General features: G+C 63.2%; 19 protein-coding genes and 1 tRNA gene. 1 reads left to right on the top strand and 19 read right to left on the bottom strand.

Translation table 11 applies throughout. The features are described from left to right. Positions 1-16: 16 nt before the first annotated feature. From IB269_RS01815 to rpsO, 19 genes are all read right to left on the bottom strand, one after another. Complete coding sequence (locus IB269_RS01815; RefSeq protein WP_012206967.1) at positions 17-1,492, bottom strand: NADH-quinone oxidoreductase subunit M; 1,476 nt, start codon at positions 1,490-1,492, stop codon at positions 17-19. A gap of 16 nt (positions 1,493-1,508) precedes the next feature. After that, positions 1,509-3,566: an NADH-quinone oxidoreductase subunit L gene (gene nuoL / locus IB269_RS01810; protein ID WP_174549351.1), complete on the bottom strand. Its 2,058-nt coding sequence runs from the start codon at positions 3,564-3,566 to the stop codon at positions 1,509-1,511. A gap of 29 nt (positions 3,567-3,595) precedes the next feature. Continuing rightward, entirely contained in the window at positions 3,596-3,904 is a 309-nt protein-coding gene (gene nuoK, locus IB269_RS01805) for an NADH-quinone oxidoreductase subunit NuoK (protein WP_012206969.1), read from the bottom strand. Then, positions 3,901-4,569 (bottom strand): NADH-quinone oxidoreductase subunit J, encoded by a 669-nt coding sequence (locus IB269_RS01800; RefSeq protein WP_012206970.1) that lies wholly within the window; start codon positions 4,567-4,569, stop codon positions 3,901-3,903. The genes nuoK and IB269_RS01800 overlap by 4 nt, the downstream gene beginning before the upstream one ends. A gap of 34 nt (positions 4,570-4,603) precedes the next feature. Continuing rightward, the gene (nuoI, locus tag IB269_RS01795; RefSeq protein WP_012206971.1) at positions 4,604-5,113 is read right to left on the bottom strand and encodes an NADH-quinone oxidoreductase subunit NuoI; all 510 of its coding nucleotides are present in this window, start codon (positions 5,111-5,113) and stop codon (positions 4,604-4,606) included. An 11-nt stretch (positions 5,114-5,124) separates the two neighbouring features. After that, on the bottom strand, positions 5,125-6,201 hold the full coding sequence (gene nuoH / locus IB269_RS01790; protein WP_013801064.1) for an NADH-quinone oxidoreductase subunit NuoH: 1,077 nt from the start codon (positions 6,199-6,201) through the stop codon (positions 5,125-5,127). Then, complete coding sequence (nuoG, locus tag IB269_RS01785; protein WP_013801063.1) at positions 6,198-8,321, bottom strand: NADH-quinone oxidoreductase subunit NuoG; 2,124 nt, start codon at positions 8,319-8,321, stop codon at positions 6,198-6,200. The genes nuoH and nuoG overlap by 4 nt, the downstream gene beginning before the upstream one ends. Positions 8,322-8,336: 15 nt before the next feature. Next, positions 8,337-9,695, bottom strand: a complete 1,359-nt coding sequence (nuoF, locus tag IB269_RS01780; RefSeq protein WP_034396578.1) for an NADH-quinone oxidoreductase subunit NuoF — start codon at positions 9,693-9,695, stop codon at positions 8,337-8,339. Further along, on the bottom strand, positions 9,692-10,183 hold the full coding sequence (nuoE, locus tag IB269_RS01775; RefSeq protein WP_012206975.1) for an NADH-quinone oxidoreductase subunit NuoE: 492 nt from the start codon (positions 10,181-10,183) through the stop codon (positions 9,692-9,694). The genes nuoF and nuoE overlap by 4 nt, the downstream gene beginning before the upstream one ends. Then, positions 10,180-11,433, bottom strand: coding sequence for an NADH-quinone oxidoreductase subunit D (locus IB269_RS01770; RefSeq protein WP_013801061.1), 1,254 nt, complete (start codon positions 11,431-11,433; stop codon positions 10,180-10,182). Before IB269_RS01770 ends, nuoE begins: the two co-directional genes overlap by 4 nt. A 32-nt stretch (positions 11,434-11,465) precedes the next feature. Continuing rightward, positions 11,466-12,074: an NADH-quinone oxidoreductase subunit C gene (locus tag IB269_RS01765; protein WP_043783660.1), complete on the bottom strand. Its 609-nt coding sequence runs from the start codon at positions 12,072-12,074 to the stop codon at positions 11,466-11,468. A gap of 10 nt (positions 12,075-12,084) precedes the next feature. Beyond that, the gene (locus tag IB269_RS01760; protein ID WP_012206978.1) at positions 12,085-12,564 is read right to left on the bottom strand and encodes a NuoB/complex I 20 kDa subunit family protein; all 480 of its coding nucleotides are present in this window, start codon (positions 12,562-12,564) and stop codon (positions 12,085-12,087) included. A 23-nt stretch (positions 12,565-12,587) separates the two neighbouring features. Further along, positions 12,588-12,947 carry an NADH-quinone oxidoreductase subunit A gene (locus tag IB269_RS01755; RefSeq protein WP_012206979.1) on the bottom strand — a complete coding sequence of 120 codons (360 nt, stop codon included), beginning with the start codon at positions 12,945-12,947 and terminating at the stop codon, positions 12,588-12,590. Between the two features lie 73 nt (positions 12,948-13,020). After that, positions 13,021-13,105: transfer RNA gene (locus IB269_RS01750), tRNA-Leu, on the bottom strand. 117 nt (positions 13,106-13,222) lie between these two features. Continuing rightward, on the bottom strand, positions 13,223-13,615 hold the full coding sequence (secG, locus tag IB269_RS01745; protein ID WP_012206980.1) for a preprotein translocase subunit SecG: 393 nt from the start codon (positions 13,613-13,615) through the stop codon (positions 13,223-13,225). A gap of 58 nt (positions 13,616-13,673) precedes the next feature. Then, positions 13,674-14,420, bottom strand: a complete 747-nt coding sequence (gene tpiA / locus IB269_RS01740) for a triose-phosphate isomerase (RefSeq protein ID WP_192366291.1) — start codon at positions 14,418-14,420, stop codon at positions 13,674-13,676. Positions 14,421-14,422: 2 nt separating this feature from the next. Continuing rightward, positions 14,423-15,424, bottom strand: a complete 1,002-nt coding sequence (locus IB269_RS01735) for an NAD(P)H-quinone oxidoreductase (protein ID WP_012206982.1) — start codon at positions 15,422-15,424, stop codon at positions 14,423-14,425. 120 nt (positions 15,425-15,544) lie between these two features. Then, the gene (gene pnp, locus IB269_RS01730; RefSeq protein ID WP_013801059.1) at positions 15,545-17,806 is read right to left on the bottom strand and encodes a polyribonucleotide nucleotidyltransferase; all 2,262 of its coding nucleotides are present in this window, start codon (positions 17,804-17,806) and stop codon (positions 15,545-15,547) included. A gap of 207 nt (positions 17,807-18,013) precedes the next feature. Beyond that, the gene (gene rpsO / locus IB269_RS01725) at positions 18,014-18,280 is read right to left on the bottom strand and encodes a 30S ribosomal protein S15 (RefSeq protein ID WP_012206984.1); all 267 of its coding nucleotides are present in this window, start codon (positions 18,278-18,280) and stop codon (positions 18,014-18,016) included. A gap of 239 nt (positions 18,281-18,519) precedes the next feature. On the opposite strand from rpsO, the gene IB269_RS28985 reads away from it, so the two are divergent. After that, the gene (locus tag IB269_RS28985) at positions 18,520-18,834 is read left to right on the top strand and encodes a hypothetical protein (RefSeq protein WP_225613940.1); all 315 of its coding nucleotides are present in this window, start codon (positions 18,520-18,522) and stop codon (positions 18,832-18,834) included. The last annotated feature ends 134 nt before the right edge of the window (positions 18,835-18,968 follow it).

Genomic DNA, 18,968 nt, shown 5'->3' with positions numbered 1-18,968 from the left:
TCTCGTTTCAGTCTGGTCACTGCAGCTTGCTCATGGCCACATGCTTGAGCAGCTCGGCCACGGACACATCCATCACGTCAGTGAAGGGCTTGGGATACAGACCCATGTACAGCACGGCGATGGCCAGCAGACCCAGCACCAGGAACTCGCGGTTGCCGATGTCGGTCAGGCCGCGCACATTGTCGTTGGTGACCGGACCCAGGTAGACGCGCTTGTACATCCACAGGGTGTAGGCGGCGCCGAAGATCAGCGCCGTGGCAGCGCCCAGGCCGATCCAGAAGTTGTACTGGACGGCACCCAGGATCACCATCCACTCGCCCACGAAGCCGGCCGTTGCGGGCAGGCCGCAGTTGGCCATGGCAAACAGCAGTGCGAAGGCCGCGAACTTGGGCATGGTGTTGACCACGCCGCCGTAGGAGGCGATTTCACGCGAGTGCACGCGGTCGTAGAGCACGCCGATGCACAGGAACATGGCGCCCGACACGAAGCCGTGGGCAATCATCTGCACGATGCCGCCGGCAACGCCCAGCGGGTTGAAGATGAAGAAGCCCAGGGTCACGAAGCCCATGTGGGCCACGGACGAGTAGGCCACCAGCTTCTTCATGTCCTTTTGCACCAGGGCGACCACGCCCACGTAGATCACGGCGACCAGCGACAGCGCGATGACCAGCCAGGCCCACTTGTGCGATGCATCAGGGGCGATGGGCATGGAAAAGCGCAGGAAACCGTAGGCACCGAGCTTCAGCATGATGGCGGCCAGCACGGCGGAGCCGCCGGTGGGCGCTTCCACGTGCACGTCGGGCAGCCAGGTGTGCACCGGCCACATCGGCACCTTCACGGCGAAGGCCGCGAAGAAGGCGAAGAAGATCAGCGTCTGTGCCGTCATGGACAGCGGCAGCTTGTGCCAGTCGAGGATCTCGAAGCTGCCACCGGACTGGGTGTACAGATAGATGATCGCGATCAGGGTCAGCAGCGAACCCATCAGCGTGTACAGGAAGAACTTGAAGGCCGCGTAGATGCGGTTGGGGCCGCCCCAGATACCGATGATCAGGTACATCGGGATCAGCGTGGCTTCGAAGAACACGTAGAACAGCAGGCCGTCCAGTGCGCTGAACACGCCGACCATCAGGCCGGACAGGATCAGGAACGCGCCCATGTACTGGTTCACGCGCTCGGTGATGTTCTCCCACGACGCGATCACGACGATCACGGTGATGAAGGCCGTCAGCGGCACGAACCAGAACGAGATGCCATCCACGCCCAGGTGGTAGTAGATGTTGAAGCGCTCGATCCACAGCGCCTTCTCCACGAACTGCATCGCAGCCGTGCTGTTGTCGAACTGCTGGATCAGCGGCAGCGTGACCGCCAGGCCGGCCAGCGCGCCGACCAGGGCCAGCCAGCGCACTGCCTTGACCTGGTCCTCGCGGCCCAGGGCCAGCAGGAGGGCGCCGAATGCGATCGGCACCCAGATTGAAAGACTCAACCAATGCATTTTTGTTCTTCCTCTACTACTTGTTGAGCCACACGAAATACGTCATGAGAGCGAACACGCCCAGCAGCATGACCAACGCGTAGTGATAGAGATAGCCCGACTGCAGCTTGCGCACCCACTGGCCGATGCGGCCGATGAGCTTCCACGAACCGTTGACGATGGCGCCATCGATGATGGCCTGGTCGCCGACCTTCCAGAAGAAGCTGCCGAAGGCGCGAGCACCACGGGCGAAGATGTTTTCGTAGACCCAGTCCACGCCGTACTTGCCTTCCAGTGCCTGGTAGACACCGATCTTCTGCATGGCCGACTTGATGGCCGCAGGGACTTCGGGCTTGACCATGTAGAACAGGTAGGAGACGACGACGCCTGCCAGTGCCAGCCAGAACGGCGCGGCCGTGAAGCCGTGCAGTGCCATGGGCACCCAGCCGTGGATCTTCTCGGCCAGTTCGGCCATGGCGCCGTGCTTTGCGCCATCGACGTGGATCACGCCCTTGAAGAAGTCTCCGAACAGCATGGGCATCAGCGCGATGGCACCGATCACCACCGAGGGGATGGCCAGCAGCATCAGCGGGCCAGTCACGACCAGGGGCGACTCGTGCGGCTTGGCATCGTGGCCATGGCCGTGGTGGTCGTCATGGGCATGATGGTCATCGTGACCGTGGTGGTCATCGTGGTGCGCGTCCGGGTTCTGGTCGTAGCGCTCCTTGCCGTGGAAGACGATGAAGTACAGGCGGAAGGAGTAGAAGGCCGTGATGAACACGCCGGCCAGCACCGCGAAGTTCGCGAAGCCTGCGCCCGGCAGGTTCGTGGCGTGCACGGCTTCGATGATGGCGTCCTTCGAGTAGAAGCCCGAGAAGAACGGCGTACCGATCAGAGCCAGGTTGCCCAGCAGGAAGGTGATCCAGGTGATGGGCATGTACTTGCGCACGCCACCCATCCAGCGGATGTCCTGGTTGTGGTGCATGCCCATGATCACCGAGCCGGCGCCAAGGAACAGCAGGGCCTTGAAGAAGGCGTGGGTCATCAGGTGGAACACAGCCACCGAGTAGGCGGAGGCTCCCAGGGCCACGGTCATGTAACCCAGCTGCGACAGCGTGGAGTACGCGATCACGCGCTTGATGTCGTTCTGGATGATGCCCAGCACGCCCATGAACAGCGCCGTGATGGAGCCGATCACCAGGATGAAGCTCAGTGCGGTGTCGGACAGCTCGTACAGCGGCGACATGCGCGAGACCATGAAGATGCCGGCCGTCACCATGGTGGCGGCGTGGATCAGTGCCGAGATGGGGGTCGGGCCTTCCATCGAATCGGGCAGCCAGGCGTGCAGCGGGAACTGTGCCGACTTGCCCATGGCGCCGATGAACAGGCAGATGGCCGTCACCGTCACCAGCAGCCAGCCGGTGCCCGGCAGCAGGGTGTTCTGGATCTCGGGCAGCTTGGCGAAGATTTCGCCGTAGTTCATGGTGCCGGTGTAGGCAGCGATCAGGCCGATGCCCAGGATGAAGCCGAAGTCACCCACACGGTTGACCAGGAAGGCCTTCATGTTGGCGAAGATGGCCGTGGGCTTGTTGTAGTAGAAGCCGATCAGCAGGTAGGACACCAGGCCCACGGCTTCCCAGCCGAAGAACAGCTGCAGCAGGTTGTTGCTCATGACGAGCATCAACATGGAGAAGGTGAACAGCGAGATGTAGGAGAAGAAACGGTTGTAGCCGTCATCTTCCTGCATGTAGCCGATGGTGTAGATGTGCACCATCAGCGACACGAAGGTCACCACGCACATCATCATGGCCGTGATGCTGTCGATCAGGAAACCGACCTCCATCTTCAGGCCGCCGATTTCCATCCAGGTGTAGATGGACTGGTCGAAACGCGCGCCGTCGAAGATCACGCTGTTGAACGTGATGGCCGACAGGATGAAGGCGATCAGCACGCCCGCGATGGTGAGGGTATGGCTGCCGCCGCGACCGATCTTGTTGCCGCCGAAGGCCGTGCCCCAGATGCCCGCGAGCACGGAGCCCGCCAGCGGTGCCAGCGGCACCGCCAGGAGCATGGATGCAGAGAGTGTTTGACTCATTCTTAAGAACCTTGCAAGTTACGGCGGACTCAACCCTTGAGGGAGTTGAGATCTTCCGCATTGATGCTGGTCTTGTTGCGGAACAGAAGCACCAGGATCGCCAGACCGATGGCCGACTCGGCGGCTGCCACTGTCAGGATGAAGAACACGAACACCTGGCCGTGCATGTCACCCAGATAGCTGGAGAACGCCACGAAGTTGGTGTTGACGGCCAGGAGCATCAGCTCGATGGCCATCAGCAGCACGATCAGGTTCTTGCGGTTCAGAAAAATGCCAACGACGGAGAGCGCGAACAGCATGGCGCCCAGCGTCAAATAATGGCCCAAAGTCAACGTCATGCTTTTGTCTCCACGGCGGGGGTTGCCTCGGCGGCCGGTGCCTGCGGCGCCTGGGTGACCGGCACCTTGACCAGCTCGAGGCGATCCTTTGCGCGCACGCGGATCTGCTGGGCCGGGTTCACTGCCTTGCTGTCCTTGCGCTTGCGCAGGGTCAGGGCGATGGCGGCGATCATGGCCACCAGCAGGATCACGGCAGCGATCTCGACGGGGTACAGGTATTCGGTGTACAGCAGCTTGCCCAGGGCCTGGGTGTTGGAGTACTGCACGGTCTGGCCGGCAGCGTTGACCGTGGCCGCAATGGCCTTGGGCTCCTCGACGCCGCTGAAGCCGCCCATCAGCACCATGCCCATTTCAAAGGCAATCAGTGCACCGATCAGGGCAGCGAAGGGGAAATGCTTCCAGAACCCCTGGCGCACGGCGTCGATGCGGATGTCCAGCATCATCACCACGAACAGGAACAGCACCATCACGGCGCCCAGGTAGACCAGCACCAGGGTCACGCCCAGGAACTCGGCCTTGAGCAGGAGCCAGATGCCGGCAGCCTGCGAGAAGGCCAGGATCAGGTTGAGCACGGCATGCACGGGGTTGCGCGCCGTGACGACCCGGAAGGCTGCAAACAGCAGCACGACCGAGAACAGATAGAAGAAACCAGTTTTGGCGTCCATGGATCGAATCTTTTCAAGTGATCAAGGAGCCGCTTCAGCGGTACTTGGCGTCCGCAGCCTTGGCGGCGGCAATCTCGGGTTCGTAGCGATCGCCAACGGCCAGCAGCATGTCCTTGGTGAAGTACAGGTCGCCGCGCTTTTCTCCGTGGTATTCGAAGATATGCGTCTCGACGATCGAGTCCACCGGGCAGCTTTCCTCGCAGAAGCCGCAGAAGATGCACTTGGTCAGGTCGATGTCGTAGCGCGTGGTGCGGCGCGAGCCGTCGTCACGCACATCGGACTCGATGGTGATGGCCATGGCCGGGCACACCGCCTCGCACAGCTTGCAGGCAATGCAGCGCTCTTCGCCGTTGTCATAACGGCGCAGGGCGTGCAGTCCGCGAAAACGCGGCGACAGGGGTGTCTTTTCCTCGGGGAACTGCACCGTGACCTTGCGGCGGAAGGTGTAGCGGCCAGTCAGGGCCATGCCCTTGGCCAGTTCCCAGAGCATGAAGCTCTTGAGGAAATCTTTGATCGAAAATGGGGTAGCAGCAACCGCAGACATTCTTGCTCCGCTCAGTTCCAGATGTTCCAAGGCGAGTGCATCCAGCCACCCACGACGACCAGCCACACCAGGGTGACGGGAATGAAGATCTTCCAGCCCAGACGCATGATCTGGTCATAGCGAAAGCGCGGGAAGGTGGCACGGATCCAGATGAACATGGACACGACCAGGAAAGTCTTCGCCGCCAGCCAGATCCATCCGGGGATGAACGACAGGAAGTCGAACGGAGGCAGCCAGCCGCCCAGGAACATCACCACGGCCAGGATGGACACCAGCCACATGCTGGCGTATTCGGCCAGGAAGAAGATGGCAAAGCCCATGCCCGAGTACTCGACCATGTGGCCGGCCACGATTTCGGCTTCGCCTTCGACCACGTCGAAGGGGTGGCGGTTGGTCTCGGCCACGGCCGAGATCAGGTACACCACGAAGATCGGCAGCAGCGGCAGCCAGTTCCACGACAGGACGCTGACACCCATGCTGGCGAATTGGCCCTGGCCCTGGCTCAGCACGATCTGCGTCAGATTCATGCTGCCCGTGACCATGATCACCACCAGGAAGCAGAAGCCCAGCGCGATTTCATAGCTGACCATCTGTGCCGAGGCGCGCAGCGCGCCCAGGAAGGCGTACTTGGAGTTGGAGGCCCAGCCCGCAATGATCACGCCATAGACTTCGATGGACGTGATGGCCATGATCAGCAGCAGGCCGGCATTGACGTTGGCCAGGGCCACGTCGGGACCGAAGGGGATCGCCACCCATGCCGCCAGGGCGGGCATGATGGCCATCACCGGGCCCACGTAGAACAGGCCCTTGGCAGCAGCCGTGGGCTGGATCAGTTCCTTGGTCAGCAGCTTCAGGCCGTCGGCCAGAGGCTGCAGCAGACCGAAGGGACCCACGCGGTTGGGACCCATGCGAACCTGCATGAAGCCCAGCAGCTTGCGCTCCCACAGCGTCAGGTAGGCCACGGCTCCCATCAGCGGGGCGACGATGGCAACGATGCCCAGCAGGATCCAGAGCACGGGCCAGGCCACGTCGGTCCACCAGGGTGCGGCGATCAGGCCGGCACCGGCCGTCTTGAGTGCGTCAATCATGCGGCGCCTCCCTCACGAGCCTGACGTGCATCTGCCGTCAGTTGCAGCGATGTCGCGCGGCGCACGATGCTGTCGAGCTGATAAATGCTGGCCACCACGGGCGCGGCATGGCCGGCACCGTTGGCGATGGAATTCACGGCAGGAGCACCGTTGCCCAGCAGGTTGGCAGGCACGCTGGTGGCAGCGGCCGTGGCGGCTGCGAGCACGTCCTGCGACGTCTCGTAGTCCACGCCCTGCACGCCCAGCAGGTTGGCCAGCACGCGCAGCACCTTCCAGCCCGGACGGGCTTCGGCCAGCGGCTTGACCACGGCGTGGAAGCTCTGCAGGCGGCCTTCGGCGTTGACGAAGCTGCCCGAGGTTTCCGTGAACGGGGCGATGGGCAGCAGCACGTCGCTGAATTCCATGTTGGCCTTGAAGGGGCTCAGGGTCACGACCATCTCGGCCTTGCCCAGTGCCTCTGCGGCGCGGGCGCCGGCAGCGGAGTCGAACACGGGTTCGTTGTTCAGCAGCAGCACGGCCTTGAGGCCGCCGGCCAGCATCTGGCCTGCGTTCAGGCCCGAGGCGGCAGGCTGTGCGCCCACCCACTGTGCGCCCACCGTGTTGGCGGCTTCGGTCAGGTAGCCGACCGAGGCGCCGGTCTGCTCGGCAATCCAGTTGGCCAGCGACAGCAGGGTCGATGCCTGTGCGTGGTGCGCAGCGGCATTGCCCAGCAAGATGGCCTTGCGCTCGCCGCGCAGCAGCGCGGCGGCGATGGCCTGGGCCTCGGCGTGCACGTCGGCGGCGGCCACGGGAGCGGCAACGCCCTTTTCCTGCGCCACGGCGGCGGCCACATCGGCCAGCGCCTGGGCCCAGTCCGGGGCAGCCACGATGGACGCCGTCACCGGCATGGCCCAGTCGTAGACACGCTCATTGATGGCGAGCACGGCGCAGCCCTGCTTGGCAGCCTGGCGGATGCGCTGCGCGAACAGCGGATGGTCCTTGCGCAGGTTGGAGCCCAGCACCAGGACGCCTTGCAGCTTGGACAGCGACGCGATGGGCGTGCCCAGCCACTGCACGCCCTGGGCGGCGGTGAACTCGGCATTGCGCAGGCGGTAGTCGATGTTCTCGCTGCCCAGGCCACGCACCAGCTTGCCTGCCAGGTACAGCTCTTCCAGCGTGCTGTGCGGGCTGACCAGCGAACCGATGGCGGAGGCGCCATGGTCGTTCTTGATCTGGCGCAGGCCGTTGGCCACGTATTCGAGGGCGGTCTGCCAATCGACTTCCTTCCACTCGCCGCCTTGCTTGAGCATGGGGCGGGTCAGGCGCTCGTCGCTGTTCAGGGCTTCGTAGGAGAAGCGATCGCGGTCGGCGATCCAGCACTCGTTGACCTCTTCGTTCTCGAAGGGCACGACGCGCAGAACCTTGTGGTTCTTGACCTGGACGATGAGGTTGGCACCCGTGGAATCATGGGGCGAGACCGACTTGCGGCGCGACAGCTCCCAGGTGCGGGCGCTGTAGCGGAAGGGCTTGCTGGTCAACGCGCCCACGGGGCAGATGTCGATCATGTTGCCCGACAGCTCGGAGTCCACCGTATCGCCCACCACCGTGGTGATCTCGGAGTGCTCGCCGCGGTTGATCATGCCCAGCTCCATCACGCCGGACACTTCCTGTCCGAAGCGCACGCAGCGGGTGCAGTGGATGCAACGGCTCATCTCCTGCATGGAGATCAGCGGGCCCACGTCCTTGTGGAAGACCACGCGCTTTTCTTCCTCGTAGCGCGAGGCGGAGCTTCCGTAGCCCACGGCCAGATCCTGCAGCTGGCATTCGCCGCCCTGGTCGCAGATCGGGCAGTCCAGCGGGTGATTGATGAGCAGGAACTCCATCACCGATTGCTGTGCCTTGATCGCCTTCTCGCTCTTGGTGCGCACGATCATGCCCTGCGTCACGGGCGTGGCGCAGGCGGGCATGGGCTTGGGGGCTTTTTCCACATCCACCAGGCACATGCGGCAGTTGGCGGCGATGGAAAGTTTCTTGTGATAGCAGAAATGCGGGATGTAGGTGCCTGCCTTCTCGGCTGCATGCATGACCATGCAGCCTTCGGCGACCTCCACCTTTTTTCCGTCCAGTTCAATTTCAACCATATGCTTTTCTCGCGATCAGGCGGCGTGGACCGTCTGCTTGGAAGCGTTCTGGATCTTCGCTTCAAACTCGTGGCGGAAGTGCTTGATCATGGCGCGCACCGGCATCGCTGCCGCATCGCCCAGCGCACAGATCGTGCGCCCCATGATGTTCACGGACACCGAGTCCAACAGCTCGATGTCTTCAGGACGGCCTTCGCCGTGCTCGATTCGGTTGACCACGCGCCACAGCCAGCCCGTGCCTTCGCGGCAGGGAGTGCACTGGCCGCAGGACTCGTGCTGGTAGAAGTAGGACAGGCGCAGCAGGCTCTCGACCATGTCGCGCGAGTCGTCCATCACGATCACGGCGCCCGAGCCCAGCATGGAGCCGGCCTTGGCGATGGAATCGTAGTCCATCGTGCATTCCATGATGATGTCAGCCGGCAGCACGGGCGAGGACGATCCACCGGGGATCACCGCCTTGAGCTTGCGGCCCGTGCGCACGCCACCTGCCAGCTCCAGCAGCTTGCTGAAGGGCGTGCCCAGCGGCACTTCGTAGTTGCCGGGCAGGTTCACGTCGCCGCTGACCGAGAAGATCTTGGTGCCGCCGTTGTTGGGCTTGCCGCACTCCAGGTACGCAGCGCCGCCGTTGCGGATGATCCAGGGAACGGCCGCAAAGGTTTCGGTGTTGTTGATGGTGGTGGGCTTGCCGTACAGGCCGAAGCTGGCCGGGAACGGCGGCTTGAAGCGCGGCTGGCCCTTCTTGCCTTCCAGCGACTCCAGCAGCGCCGTCTCTTCGCCGCAGATGTAGGCGCCGAAGCCATGGTGCGCGTGCAGCTGGAAGCTGAAGCTGCTGCCCATGATGTTGTCACCCAGGTAGCCGGCGGCGCGGGCTTCCTCCAGCGCGGCCTCGAAGCGCTCATAGGCTTCGAAGATTTCGCCGTGGATGTAGTTGTAGCCCAGGGAGATGCCCATCGCGTAGGCGGCGATGATCATGCCCTCGATCACGATGTGCGGGTTGTGCACCAGGATGTCGCGGTCCTTGCAGGTGCCAGGCTCGCCTTCGTCCGAGTTGCAGACCAGGTGCTTCTGGCCCGGGAACTGGCGGGGCATGAAGCTCCACTTCAGGCCCGTGGGAAAACCTGCGCCGCCGCGGCCGCGCAGGCCCGATTCCTTGACGGTGGCGATCACCTGGTCCTGGGTCAGGCCTTCGCTGCCATCCTTGCCCAGGATCTTGCGCAGCGCTTGGTAGCCGCCGCGTGCCTCGTAGTCCTTGATGGACCAGTTGGCGCCGGTCAGGTCGGCGTAGATCTGCGGATTGATGTGGCGGTCGTGAAAGCAGGTCTCGCTGCCCGAAGAGGCAAACTTGGCCAGGACCGATTGTGCGGCGGCGTTCATGCCTTGCCCTCCGCGGCGCGCAGGCCGTCGATCAATTCGTCGAGCTTTTCGTTGCTCATGAAGCTGCACATGCAGCGGTCGTTCACCAGCATCACCGGCGAATCCGCGCAGGCGCCCAGGCACTCGGACTGCTGCAGCGTGAACATGCCGTCAGGCGTGGTCTCGCCCATCTTGATGCCCAGGCGGGATTCCAGATGGTGCAGCGCCTTGTAGCCGTCGCGCAGCTGGCAAGGCAGGTTGGTGCAGACGTTCAGCTTGTACGTGCCCGTGGGGCGCTGGTTGTACATGTTGTAGAACGTGGTGACTTCATGCACCGCGATCTCGGCCATGCCCAGGAACTCGGCAATCACGGCCTCGCTCTCGGCGCTGACCCAGCCCTGCTCCTGCTGCACGATGGACAGGCAGGCCATCACGGCAGACTGCTTCTGGTCGGCCGGGTACTTGGCCACCTCGCGCGCAAAGCGCTCCTTGGTCGCTTCGGTAATCATCGGTCAACGTCTCCAAACACGATGTCCAGGGTACTCAGCACCATCACGGCGTCGGCCAGCATGTGGCCTCGGCACATTTCGTCCATGGCGGACAGATTGGCGAATCCCGGCGGACGGATCTTCAGACGGTAGGGCTTGTTGGCCCCATCGCTCACGATGTAGATGCCGAACTCCCCCTTGGGGTGTTCGATGGCCGCGTAAGCCTCGCCTTCGGGCACGCGGAAACCTTCGGTGAAGAGCTTGAAGTGGTGGATCAGCTCTTCCATGTTGGACTTCATGCCTTCGCGCGGCGGCGGGGCAATCTTGTGGTTGTCCACGATCACCGGGCCCGGGTTGGCACGCAGCCAGTCCACGCACTGCTTGATGATGCGGTTGGACTGGCGCATTTCGGCCACGCGCACCAGGTAGCGGTCGTAGCAGTCGCCGGTCTTGCCCACGGGCACGTCGAAATCCATGCGGTCATAGACCTCGTAGGGCTGCGACTTGCGCATGTCCCAGGCCACGCCGGAGGCACGCAACATGGGGCCGGTCAGGCCCAGGTTCATGGCACGCTCGGCCGTCACCACGCCGATGTCCACGTTGCGCTGCTTCCAGATGCGGTTGTCGGTCAGCAGGGTCTCGTACTCGTCCGCGCACTTGGGGAAGCGCTGCGTGAAGTCGTCGATGAAGTCCAGCAACGAGCCGTGGCGGTTGCGGTTCATGATCTCGACCGAGCGCGCATTGCGCACCTTGCTGGCCTTGTACTGCGGCATGGTGTCGGGCAGGTCGCGGTAGACGCCGCCCGGACGGAAGTAGGCCGCGTGCATGCGCGCGCCCGAAACCGCCTCGTACATGTCCATGAGGTCTTCGCGCTCACGGAAGGTGTAGATCAGCGTCGTGGAGCTGCCCGCATCGTTGCCGCTGGAGCCCAGCCACATCAGGTGATTCATGATGCGGGTGATCTCCGAATACATCACGCGGATGTACTGGGCGCGGATGGGCACCTCGATGCCCAGCAGCTTCTCGATGGCCAGGCAGTAGGCGTGCTCGTTGCACATCATGGACACGTAGTCCAGCCGGTCCATATAGGGCAGCGACTGGATATAGGTCTTGCTCTCTGCCAGTTTTTCTGTCGCACGGTGCAGCAGACCGATGTGCGGATCTGCGCGCTGCACCACTTCACCGTCGAGCTCCAGCACCAGGCGCAGCACGCCGTGCGCTGCCGGGTGCTGCGGACCAAAGTTCAGGGAATAGTTCTTGATTTCAGCCATGGTCGTCCATCAAAAAGGCGCCTGGAGCGCCTTCAGTGCAGGCCCCCGTAGTTGTCTTCGCGGATGATCCGCGGCGTGATCTCGCGGGGCTCGATGGTGACCGGCTGGTACACCACGCGCTGTTGCTCGGGGTCATAGCGCATTTCCACATGGCCCGACAGCGGGAAGTCCTTGCGGAAGGGATGGCCGATGAAGCCGTAGTCGGTCAGGATGCGGCGCAGGTCGTCATGGCCGTCGAAGACGATGCCGAACAGGTCGAACGCCTCGCGCTCGAACCAGTTCGCACCCGCCCAGACGGAAGTGACGGAGGCCACCACCGGGAAATCGTCGTCGGTGCAAAAGACACGAACGCGCAGGCGCTGGTTCAGGCTGATCGACAGCAGGTGGGATACCACGGCAAAGCGCGGGCCTTCACGCCCGACTTCTGCATAGGTGGAGTAGTCCACGCCGCACAGGTCCACCAGGACCTCGAACCGGCAATCCGGGGCGGTGTGCAGAACCTGCATGGCCTCCAGATACTGGGCGGCGGACACTTCGACCGTCACCTCGCCCAGGGCCACGGTCACGCTGCGCGCCTTGTCGCCCAAGGCAGCAGCCACCACATCCCGAAGCACTTCGGGGTGAATCGCAATAGCAGTCATCATCTAGCCCTTAGACGCGAGCGATGGTATGGGTGCGGCGGATCTTCTGCTGCAGCTGGATGATGCCGTAGATCAGGGCTTCCGCCGTGGGGGGGCAGCCAGGCACATAGACATCGACCGGCACGATGCGGTCACAGCCGCGCACCACGGAATAGCTGTAGTGGTAGTAGCCGCCGCCGTTGGCGCACGAGCCCATGGAGATGACCCAGCGGGGCTCGGACATCTGGTCATAGACCTTGCGCATGGCGGGCGCCATCTTGTTGCACAGGGTGCCGGCCACAATCATCAGGTCCGACTGCCGCGGGCTGGCACGGAAGACTTCCGAGCCAAAGCGACCGATGTCGTAACGCGCCGCCGCAGCGTGCATCATCTCCACCGCGCAGCAGGCCAGACCAAATGTCATGGGCCACAGCGAGCCCGTCTTGGCCCAGTTCACCACAGAGTCGTAACTCGTGGTGATGAAGCCTTCTTTCATCACGCCTTCGATCATCGTGTTTCCTTAGTGAACCCGCTTCAGTCCCAGTCCAACGCACCCTTCTTCCATTCGTAGACAAAGCCCACGACGAGAACGGTCAGGAAAATAAGGACAGCGGCGAAACCAGCCCCACCCACGTCCCGAAGCGCAACGGCCCAGGGCAGCAGAAAGGCGATTTCCAAATCAAACAGGATGAACAGGATGGCGACGAGGTAGTAGCGCACATCGAACTTCATGCGCGCGTCTTCGAAGGCCTCGAAGCCACATTCATAGGGGGAGTTCTTGGCGGCATCGGGCCGGTTCGGACCCAGCACATACCCCAGTACCAGGGGGACTACGCCGACACCCATGCCGACGAGAATGAACAAAAGAACGGGAAGATACTGGTCGATGTTCATCGTGTGCGGCTACCTTGAAAGGCATGCCCGCACCGATCAGCCTGATCAGCAGGGCAGGCTCTTAGTTATATCTTGGTGCCGTCGGCGAGACTCGAACTCGCACAGCTTTCGCCACTACCCCCTCAAGATAGCGTGTCTACCAATTTCACCACGACGGCAAGTCTTGATTTCGGCTGGCTCTTTATCTCCGTTGCAAAGATTCCGCCTACCGAACAATCTCTAGATTCTACTCTGAAAAACCCTCGGACCCGGAGGACCGAGGACTTTGTTCGAAATTATTTCGTGGGGATCTGGGCAGCGCCTTCAGCACCGGCAGCAGGCGCCTGGCCTGCAGCAGGAGCAGGCACTTCGCCAGCAGCGCCAGAGGCCGCAGGAGCCGGCGCCGTGATGGGTGCAGCACCTTCCAGCACGCTGCCCGAGCTGACGGGACGCGCATTGCTCAGATAGGCCAGCGCCAGCGTGGCCACGAAGAACACCGTGGCCAGGCCTGCCGTGGAGCGCGACAGGAAGTTGGCGCTGCCCGAGGCGCCGAACAGGCTGCCGGAGCTGCCACTGCCGAACGAGGCGCCCATGTCGGCACCCTTGCCGTGTTGAATCAGGATCAGGCCGATCATGCCGAGAGCCGACAGCATCTGAACGGCGAGGATCACGCTTGCGAATGCATTCATTGGTTGTACCTGCTAGTAACGCGAGAGCTAAAAAAGCGAATGGAAAAACCGCCCCGGCTTACTGGGCCGCAGCGATGATGGTCAGGAAATCGGCTGCCTTGAGCGAGGCTCCGCCCACCAGGCCACCATCAATGTCGGCCTGGGCCAGCAGCTGGGCCGCATTGGAGGCATTCATGCTGCCGCCGTACAGCAAGGCGATGCGATCGGCCTGCTGGCTGGCAGCCGCCAGCTGGGCGCGCAGCACGGCATGCACCTGCTGGGCCTGCTCCGGCGTGGCGGTCCTGCCGGTGCCAATGGCCCAAACGGGCTCATAGGCCACGACCAGCTCATTGATGCACTGGCCCACCTGGTGGATCACGGCCGCCAGCTGGCGCTTGACCACTTCTTCGGTCTGCCCCGCCTCGCGCTCCGCCAGCGTTTCACCCACACAGACGATGGGCGTGACGCCCTTGGCCAGCGCAGCCTGCGCCTTCAGCGCCACCACGGCATCGGTTTCGCCATGGTGCTGGCGACGCTCCGAGTGCCCCACCAGCGTATAGCGCACGCCAAAATCCCGAAGCATTGCGGCCGACAGCTCGCCCGTATAGGCACCCGATTCATGCTGCGACACGTCCTGCGCAGCCACGCCGATGGCCGAGCCTTCAAGCTCGGCCTGGGCCTGGGCCAGATAGACGGCAGGCACGGCCACAGCCACGCCCGCATTGCCCCCCTCGGGCAGACCCTCCTTGAGGGCCTTGAGCAAAACGGCATTGGCAGCCAGGCTGCCATTCATCTTCCAGTTGCCGACGATGAGTTTCTTCTTCATGGTTACCACGTCAAAACGATTTTGCCGGTGTGCTGACTCGACTCCATCAGCGCGTGCGCCTTGTCGGCATCAGCGGCGGCAAAGGTGCTATGGATCACAGGACGAATGCCGCCTGCCTCGATGAGCGGCCAGACCTCGCGGCGCAGGGCCTGGGCGATGGCCGCCTTGAAAGCCACAGGCCGCGGACGCAGTGTGGAGCCCGTCACCAGCAGACGGCGACGCAGGACCAGGCCCGCGTCGAACTCCGCCTTGATGCCACCCTGCACAGCAATGATGACCAGACGGCCATCCTCTGCCAGGCTTTGCACTTCGCGTGCCACATAGCCACCCGCCACCATGTCAAGGATCACGTCCACGCCCCTGCCTTCGGTGATGCGCTGCACCTCCGCGGCAAAGTCCTGCGTACGGTAGTTAATGGCATGGTCGGCACCCAGCTTGAGGCAGTCGGCGCACTTGGCATCGGAGCCAGCGGTCACGATGACCGTGGCGCCGCGCGCCTTGGCCAGCTGGATGGCCGTCACGCCGATGCCGCTGCTGCCACCCTGCACCAGCAGGGTTTCACCCGCCTGCAAGGCACCGCGGTCGAACACATTGCTCCAGACGGTGAAGAAGGTCTCGGGCAATGCCGAAGCCTCCACCTCGCTGAGCCCTGCCGGAATGGGCAGGCACTGGGCCACGGGCGCAACGCAGTACTCCGCATAGCCACCACCGGCCAGCAGCGCGCACACGCGGTCTCCCACGCGCAGGCCTGCCAGCCGCATGGCTTCGTCGTCGCCCGACACGATCACCCCAGCCACTTCCAGCCCGGGCAGATCGGAGGCGCCAGGCGGCGGAGCATAGTGCCCCTTGCGCTGCAACACATCAGGGCGATTGACACCACTGGCCGACACCTGGATCAGCAACTCCTGCGCACCCGCAACGGGCAGCGGACGCTCGCCCAGGCGCAATACCTCGGGAGCACCAAAGTCCGTGAGTTCCACGGCACGCATGATTTGCTTTTCCATCTTTCGACCTCGCAATCCCTGTCAAAAATGCCACAAGCGCTGAACAGGTCAGCGCTTTTTGCCAGTCACCACATGCACCTGCAAGGCCACCCCCCTTTTGGGGAATGGCCTTGCCGGGCATTACTGCTGCTGTTGCTGTTGCTGCTCGCCCTCGGCAGCCGGACGGCCACCGTCACGGGGCTCGCGGGGTTCACGCGGCTCGCGGAACTCGCGCTGCTGGCGGGGCTCACGCGGCTGGCGGAACTCACGCTCGGCAGGCGCGGGGCGCTCGCTGCGCTCCATGCCGGCAGGACGCTCGGTCAGCGCCTTCAGCGACAGCTTGACACGACCCTTTTCGTCAGTCTCCATGACCTTGACCTTGATGATCTGGCCTTCCTGCAGGTAGTCGGCGACGCGCTCCACGCGCTCGTGGGCAATCTGGCTGATGTGCAGCAGACCGTCCTTGCCGGGCAGCAGGTTCACGAGAGCGCCGAAGTCCAGGATCTTGGTGACCGGGCCTTCGTAGATCTTGCCGATTTCGACTTCGGCCGTGATCTCTTCGATGCGGCGCTTGGCCTCGTCGGCCTTGGCGGCATCGCTGGAGGCGATGGTGATGGTGCCGTCTTCGCCGATGTCGATCTGAGTGCCGGTCTCTTCGGTCAGTGCACGGATGGTGGAGCCGCCCTTGCCGATCACGTCACGGATCTTCTCGGGGTTGATCTTCATCGTGTACAGCTTGGGAGCGAAGGACGAGATCTCGGCCTTGGCTTCGCCCATGGCTTCCTGCATCTTGCCCAGGATGTGCATGCGCGCTTCCTTGGCCTGGGCCAGGGCGACCTGCATGATTTCCTTGGTGATGCCCTGGATCTTGATGTCCATCTGCAGCGCAGTGATGCCGCTGGTGGTGCCGGCCACCTTGAAGTCCATGTCGCCCAGGTGATCTTCATCGCCCAAGATGTCGGTCAGCACGGCGAAGCGGTTGTCTTCCTTGATCAGGCCCATGGCGATGCCGGCCACGTGGGCCTTCATCGGAACGCCTGCATCCATCATCGACAGGCAGCCGCCGCAGACCGAAGCCATGGACGAGGAACCGTTGGACTCGGTGATTTCCGACACCACGCGAATGGTGTAGGGGAACTCCTCCTTGCTGGGCAGGCAGGCCGCCAGGGCGCGCTTGGCCAGACGGCCGTGGCCGATTTCGCGGCGCTTGGTCGAGCCCATGCGGCCCACTTCGCCGGTGGCAAAGGGAGGCATGTTGTAGTGGAACAGGAAGCGGTCCTCGAACTCGCCAGCCAGCGCGTCGATGCGCTGCGCGTCACGCTCGGTGCCCAGCGTGGACACGACTAGGGCCTGCGTCTCGCCGCGCGTGAACAGGGCCGAGCCGTGCGTGCGGGGCAGCACGGAGTTGCGGATTTCGATGGGGCGCACGGTGCGCGTGTCACGGCCGTCGATGCGCGGCTCGCCGGCCAGGATCTGGCTGCGAACGATGCGTGCCTCGATGTCGAACAGCATGCCTTCGACCTTGACGCCGTCGAACTCCACGCCCTGGGCCGTCAGGCCAGCCTTCACGGCGGCGTAGGCTTCGCGGCAGGCTTGCGTGCGGCTTTGCTTGTTGCGGATCTGGTAGGCCGTGCGCAGGGCTTCGTCGCCCAGTGCCGCCACCTTGGCGATCAGCTCTTCATCCTTGGCGGGAGCGACCCAGTCCCAGACGGGCTTGCCGGCTTCGCGCACCAGCTCATGGATGGCTTCGATGGCGATGCGGCCTTGCTCGTGGCCAAAGACCACGGCACCCAGCATCACGTCTTCAGGCAGTTGCTGCGCTTCGGACTCCACCATCAGCACAGCGGCTTCGGTACCGGCCACGACCAGATCCATCTGCGAATCCTTGCGCTGGGTCTGACCGGGGTTGAGCACGTACTCGCCATTGATGTAACCCACGCGGGCAGCACCGATGGGGCCATTGAAGGGAATGCCCGACACGGACAGGGCAGCCGAGGTAGCGATCAGGGCGGCGATGTCGGCATCGACTTCGGGGTTCAACGACACGGTGTGGATGACCACGTGCACGTCGTTGTAGAAACCTTCGGGGAACAGCGGGCGGATCGGGCGGTCGATCAGGCGGCTGGTCAAGGTTTCGAGTTCGCTGGGCTTGGCTTCGCGCTTGAAGAAGCTGCCGGGGATCTTGCCTGCGGCGTAGGTCTTCTCGATGTAATCGACGGTCAGCGGGAAGAAGTCCTGGCCGGACTTGGCCTGCTTGGACGCCACCACGGTGGCCAGCACCACGGTGTCATCGATGTTGACCAGTACGGCGCCGGAAGCCTGGCGGGCGATCTCGCCGGTTTCCATGGTGACCGTGTGCTGGCCCCACTGGAAGGTCTTGGTGACTTTGTTGAAGATGGACATTGTTGCTCCTTTGGAATGGGTGGACCGATGCACTCATCGGGCCATGATGGAGAGCAATTCAGAACACGATGCCATTCCAGTGCTGGATTCACTGCTATCAAATCAGCAGCACTGGAATGACACAGCTTCGCTCTGTCTTGCATTCTCCGAAGTAAAAAACGCCTGAGCTAGACAGGCTAACTCAGGCGTTTTGATCTCCCACCGTGCTTACTTGCGCAGGCCCAGCTTGGCGATCAGTGCGGTGTAGCGATCAGCGTCCTTGGACTTGAGGTAGTCCAGCAGCTTGCGACGACGGCTCACCATGCGCAGCAGGCCGCGACGACCGTGGTGGTCCTTGGCGTGTTGCTTGAAGTGAGGGGTCAGCTCGTTGATGCGTGCGGTCAGCAGGGCCACTTGCACTTCTGGGCTGCCAGTATCGTTGGCAGAGCGTGCGTTGGACTTGACGACTTCAGCCTTCACGGAAGATGCGATCATTTTTTTTCCTTTGAAATTGGCCCCTCACAGACAAAAGCAGGGAGGCAGCCTTGGTTACTTGCGCCGGGACTGGAAAGGCCCCGACGTGCGTCTTGCACCATGCAAAACCCTGGGATTATAACAAGCGCGCCCTGTCCAGCATTCACACATGCTTTGTGGCCCCACACCGCGCCGGCCGACAGCCCGCCCAGAATGCCGCAAAGCCTGCAGACATTCATAGATCACGGGAGGGCAACACCATGGCAACGCGTTTTTCATTCACGACTGCAACCTGGCGCGCACATCGGCAGCAATGCGCCCTGCTGAGCCTGGTCGCGGCCCTATGCCTGGCCCTGCCGGCCCAGGCGAGCCCTCACCGCTCCGACACATCGGCCGCGCAAGGCGCCAAGCTCAAAAAAGGCGGACAGCGGGTCCGTGTTCCAACCCACCGCAGCAGCTCCGAGGAATCGCCCGAACAACGCGACAAGCGGCTGTACCGCGAATGCCAGGGCCGGCACAACGCCGGGGCATGCGCCGGATATACCCGGCCACCACCCGGCAGACAACAGCGCTGAGCGTTCCCCCCACAAAAAACAGTCCTACCCCGGAGTCCGATAGCGGCAAAGCCAACAACACCTTGTCACCATTGGATTTTTTGACGCATCGTCATGCCGGATGACCCTGCACCAACGGTACGACTCCTAATTAT

It is taken from the genome of Delftia sp. DLF01, from assembly GCF_014852125.1.
Lineage (GTDB): Bacteria > Pseudomonadota > Gammaproteobacteria > Burkholderiales > Burkholderiaceae_C > Comamonas > Comamonas acidovorans.
Note: the sequence above shows the minus strand (reverse complement) of the source record. Positions and strands in the feature narration are given on the sequence as shown.

Excerpts from the sequence above, each read along its gene's own strand:
- nuoE (WP_012206975.1), bottom strand. The coding sequence starts at position 10,183 with ATGATTACCGAAGCGACCAAGGAGCGCTTTGCGCGCGAGGTGGCCAAG.
- IB269_RS01800 (WP_012206970.1), bottom strand. The coding sequence starts at position 4,569 with ATGGACGCCAAAACTGGTTTCTTCTATCTGTTCTCGGTCGTGCTGCTG.
- IB269_RS01770 (WP_013801061.1), bottom strand. The coding sequence starts at position 11,433 with ATGGCTGAAATCAAGAACTATTCCCTGAACTTTGGTCCGCAGCACCCG.
- nuoK (WP_012206969.1), bottom strand. The coding sequence starts at position 3,904 with ATGACGTTGACTTTGGGCCATTATTTGACGCTGGGCGCCATGCTGTTC.
- IB269_RS01755 (WP_012206979.1), bottom strand. The coding sequence starts at position 12,947 with ATGAACATCGACCAGTATCTTCCCGTTCTTTTGTTCATTCTCGTCGGC.
- tpiA (WP_192366291.1), bottom strand. The coding sequence starts at position 14,420 with ATGAAGAAGAAACTCATCGTCGGCAACTGGAAGATGAATGGCAGCCTG.
- nuoF (WP_034396578.1), bottom strand. The coding sequence starts at position 9,695 with ATGAACGCCGCCGCACAATCGGTCCTGGCCAAGTTTGCCTCTTCGGGC.
- IB269_RS28985 (WP_225613940.1), top strand. The coding sequence starts at position 18,520 with ATGGCAACGCGTTTTTCATTCACGACTGCAACCTGGCGCGCACATCGG.
- pnp (WP_013801059.1), bottom strand. The coding sequence starts at position 17,806 with ATGTCCATCTTCAACAAAGTCACCAAGACCTTCCAGTGGGGCCAGCAC.
- secG (WP_012206980.1), bottom strand. The coding sequence starts at position 13,615 with ATGAATGCATTCGCAAGCGTGATCCTCGCCGTTCAGATGCTGTCGGCT.
- IB269_RS01735 (WP_012206982.1), bottom strand. The coding sequence starts at position 15,424 with ATGGAAAAGCAAATCATGCGTGCCGTGGAACTCACGGACTTTGGTGCT.
- nuoI (WP_012206971.1), bottom strand. The coding sequence starts at position 5,113 with ATGTCTGCGGTTGCTGCTACCCCATTTTCGATCAAAGATTTCCTCAAG.
- IB269_RS01815 (WP_012206967.1), bottom strand. The coding sequence starts at position 1,492 with ATGCATTGGTTGAGTCTTTCAATCTGGGTGCCGATCGCATTCGGCGCC.
- nuoL (WP_174549351.1), bottom strand. The coding sequence starts at position 3,566 with ATGAGTCAAACACTCTCTGCATCCATGCTCCTGGCGGTGCCGCTGGCA.
- nuoG (WP_013801063.1), bottom strand. The coding sequence starts at position 8,321 with ATGGTTGAAATTGAACTGGACGGAAAAAAGGTGGAGGTCGCCGAAGGC.
- nuoH (WP_013801064.1), bottom strand. The coding sequence starts at position 6,201 with ATGATTGACGCACTCAAGACGGCCGGTGCCGGCCTGATCGCCGCACCC.
- IB269_RS01765 (WP_043783660.1), bottom strand. The coding sequence starts at position 12,074 with ATGACTGCTATTGCGATTCACCCCGAAGTGCTTCGGGATGTGGTGGCT.
- rpsO (WP_012206984.1), bottom strand. The coding sequence starts at position 18,280 with ATGATCGCATCTTCCGTGAAGGCTGAAGTCGTCAAGTCCAACGCACGC.
- IB269_RS01760 (WP_012206978.1), bottom strand. The coding sequence starts at position 12,564 with ATGATCGAAGGCGTGATGAAAGAAGGCTTCATCACCACGAGTTACGAC.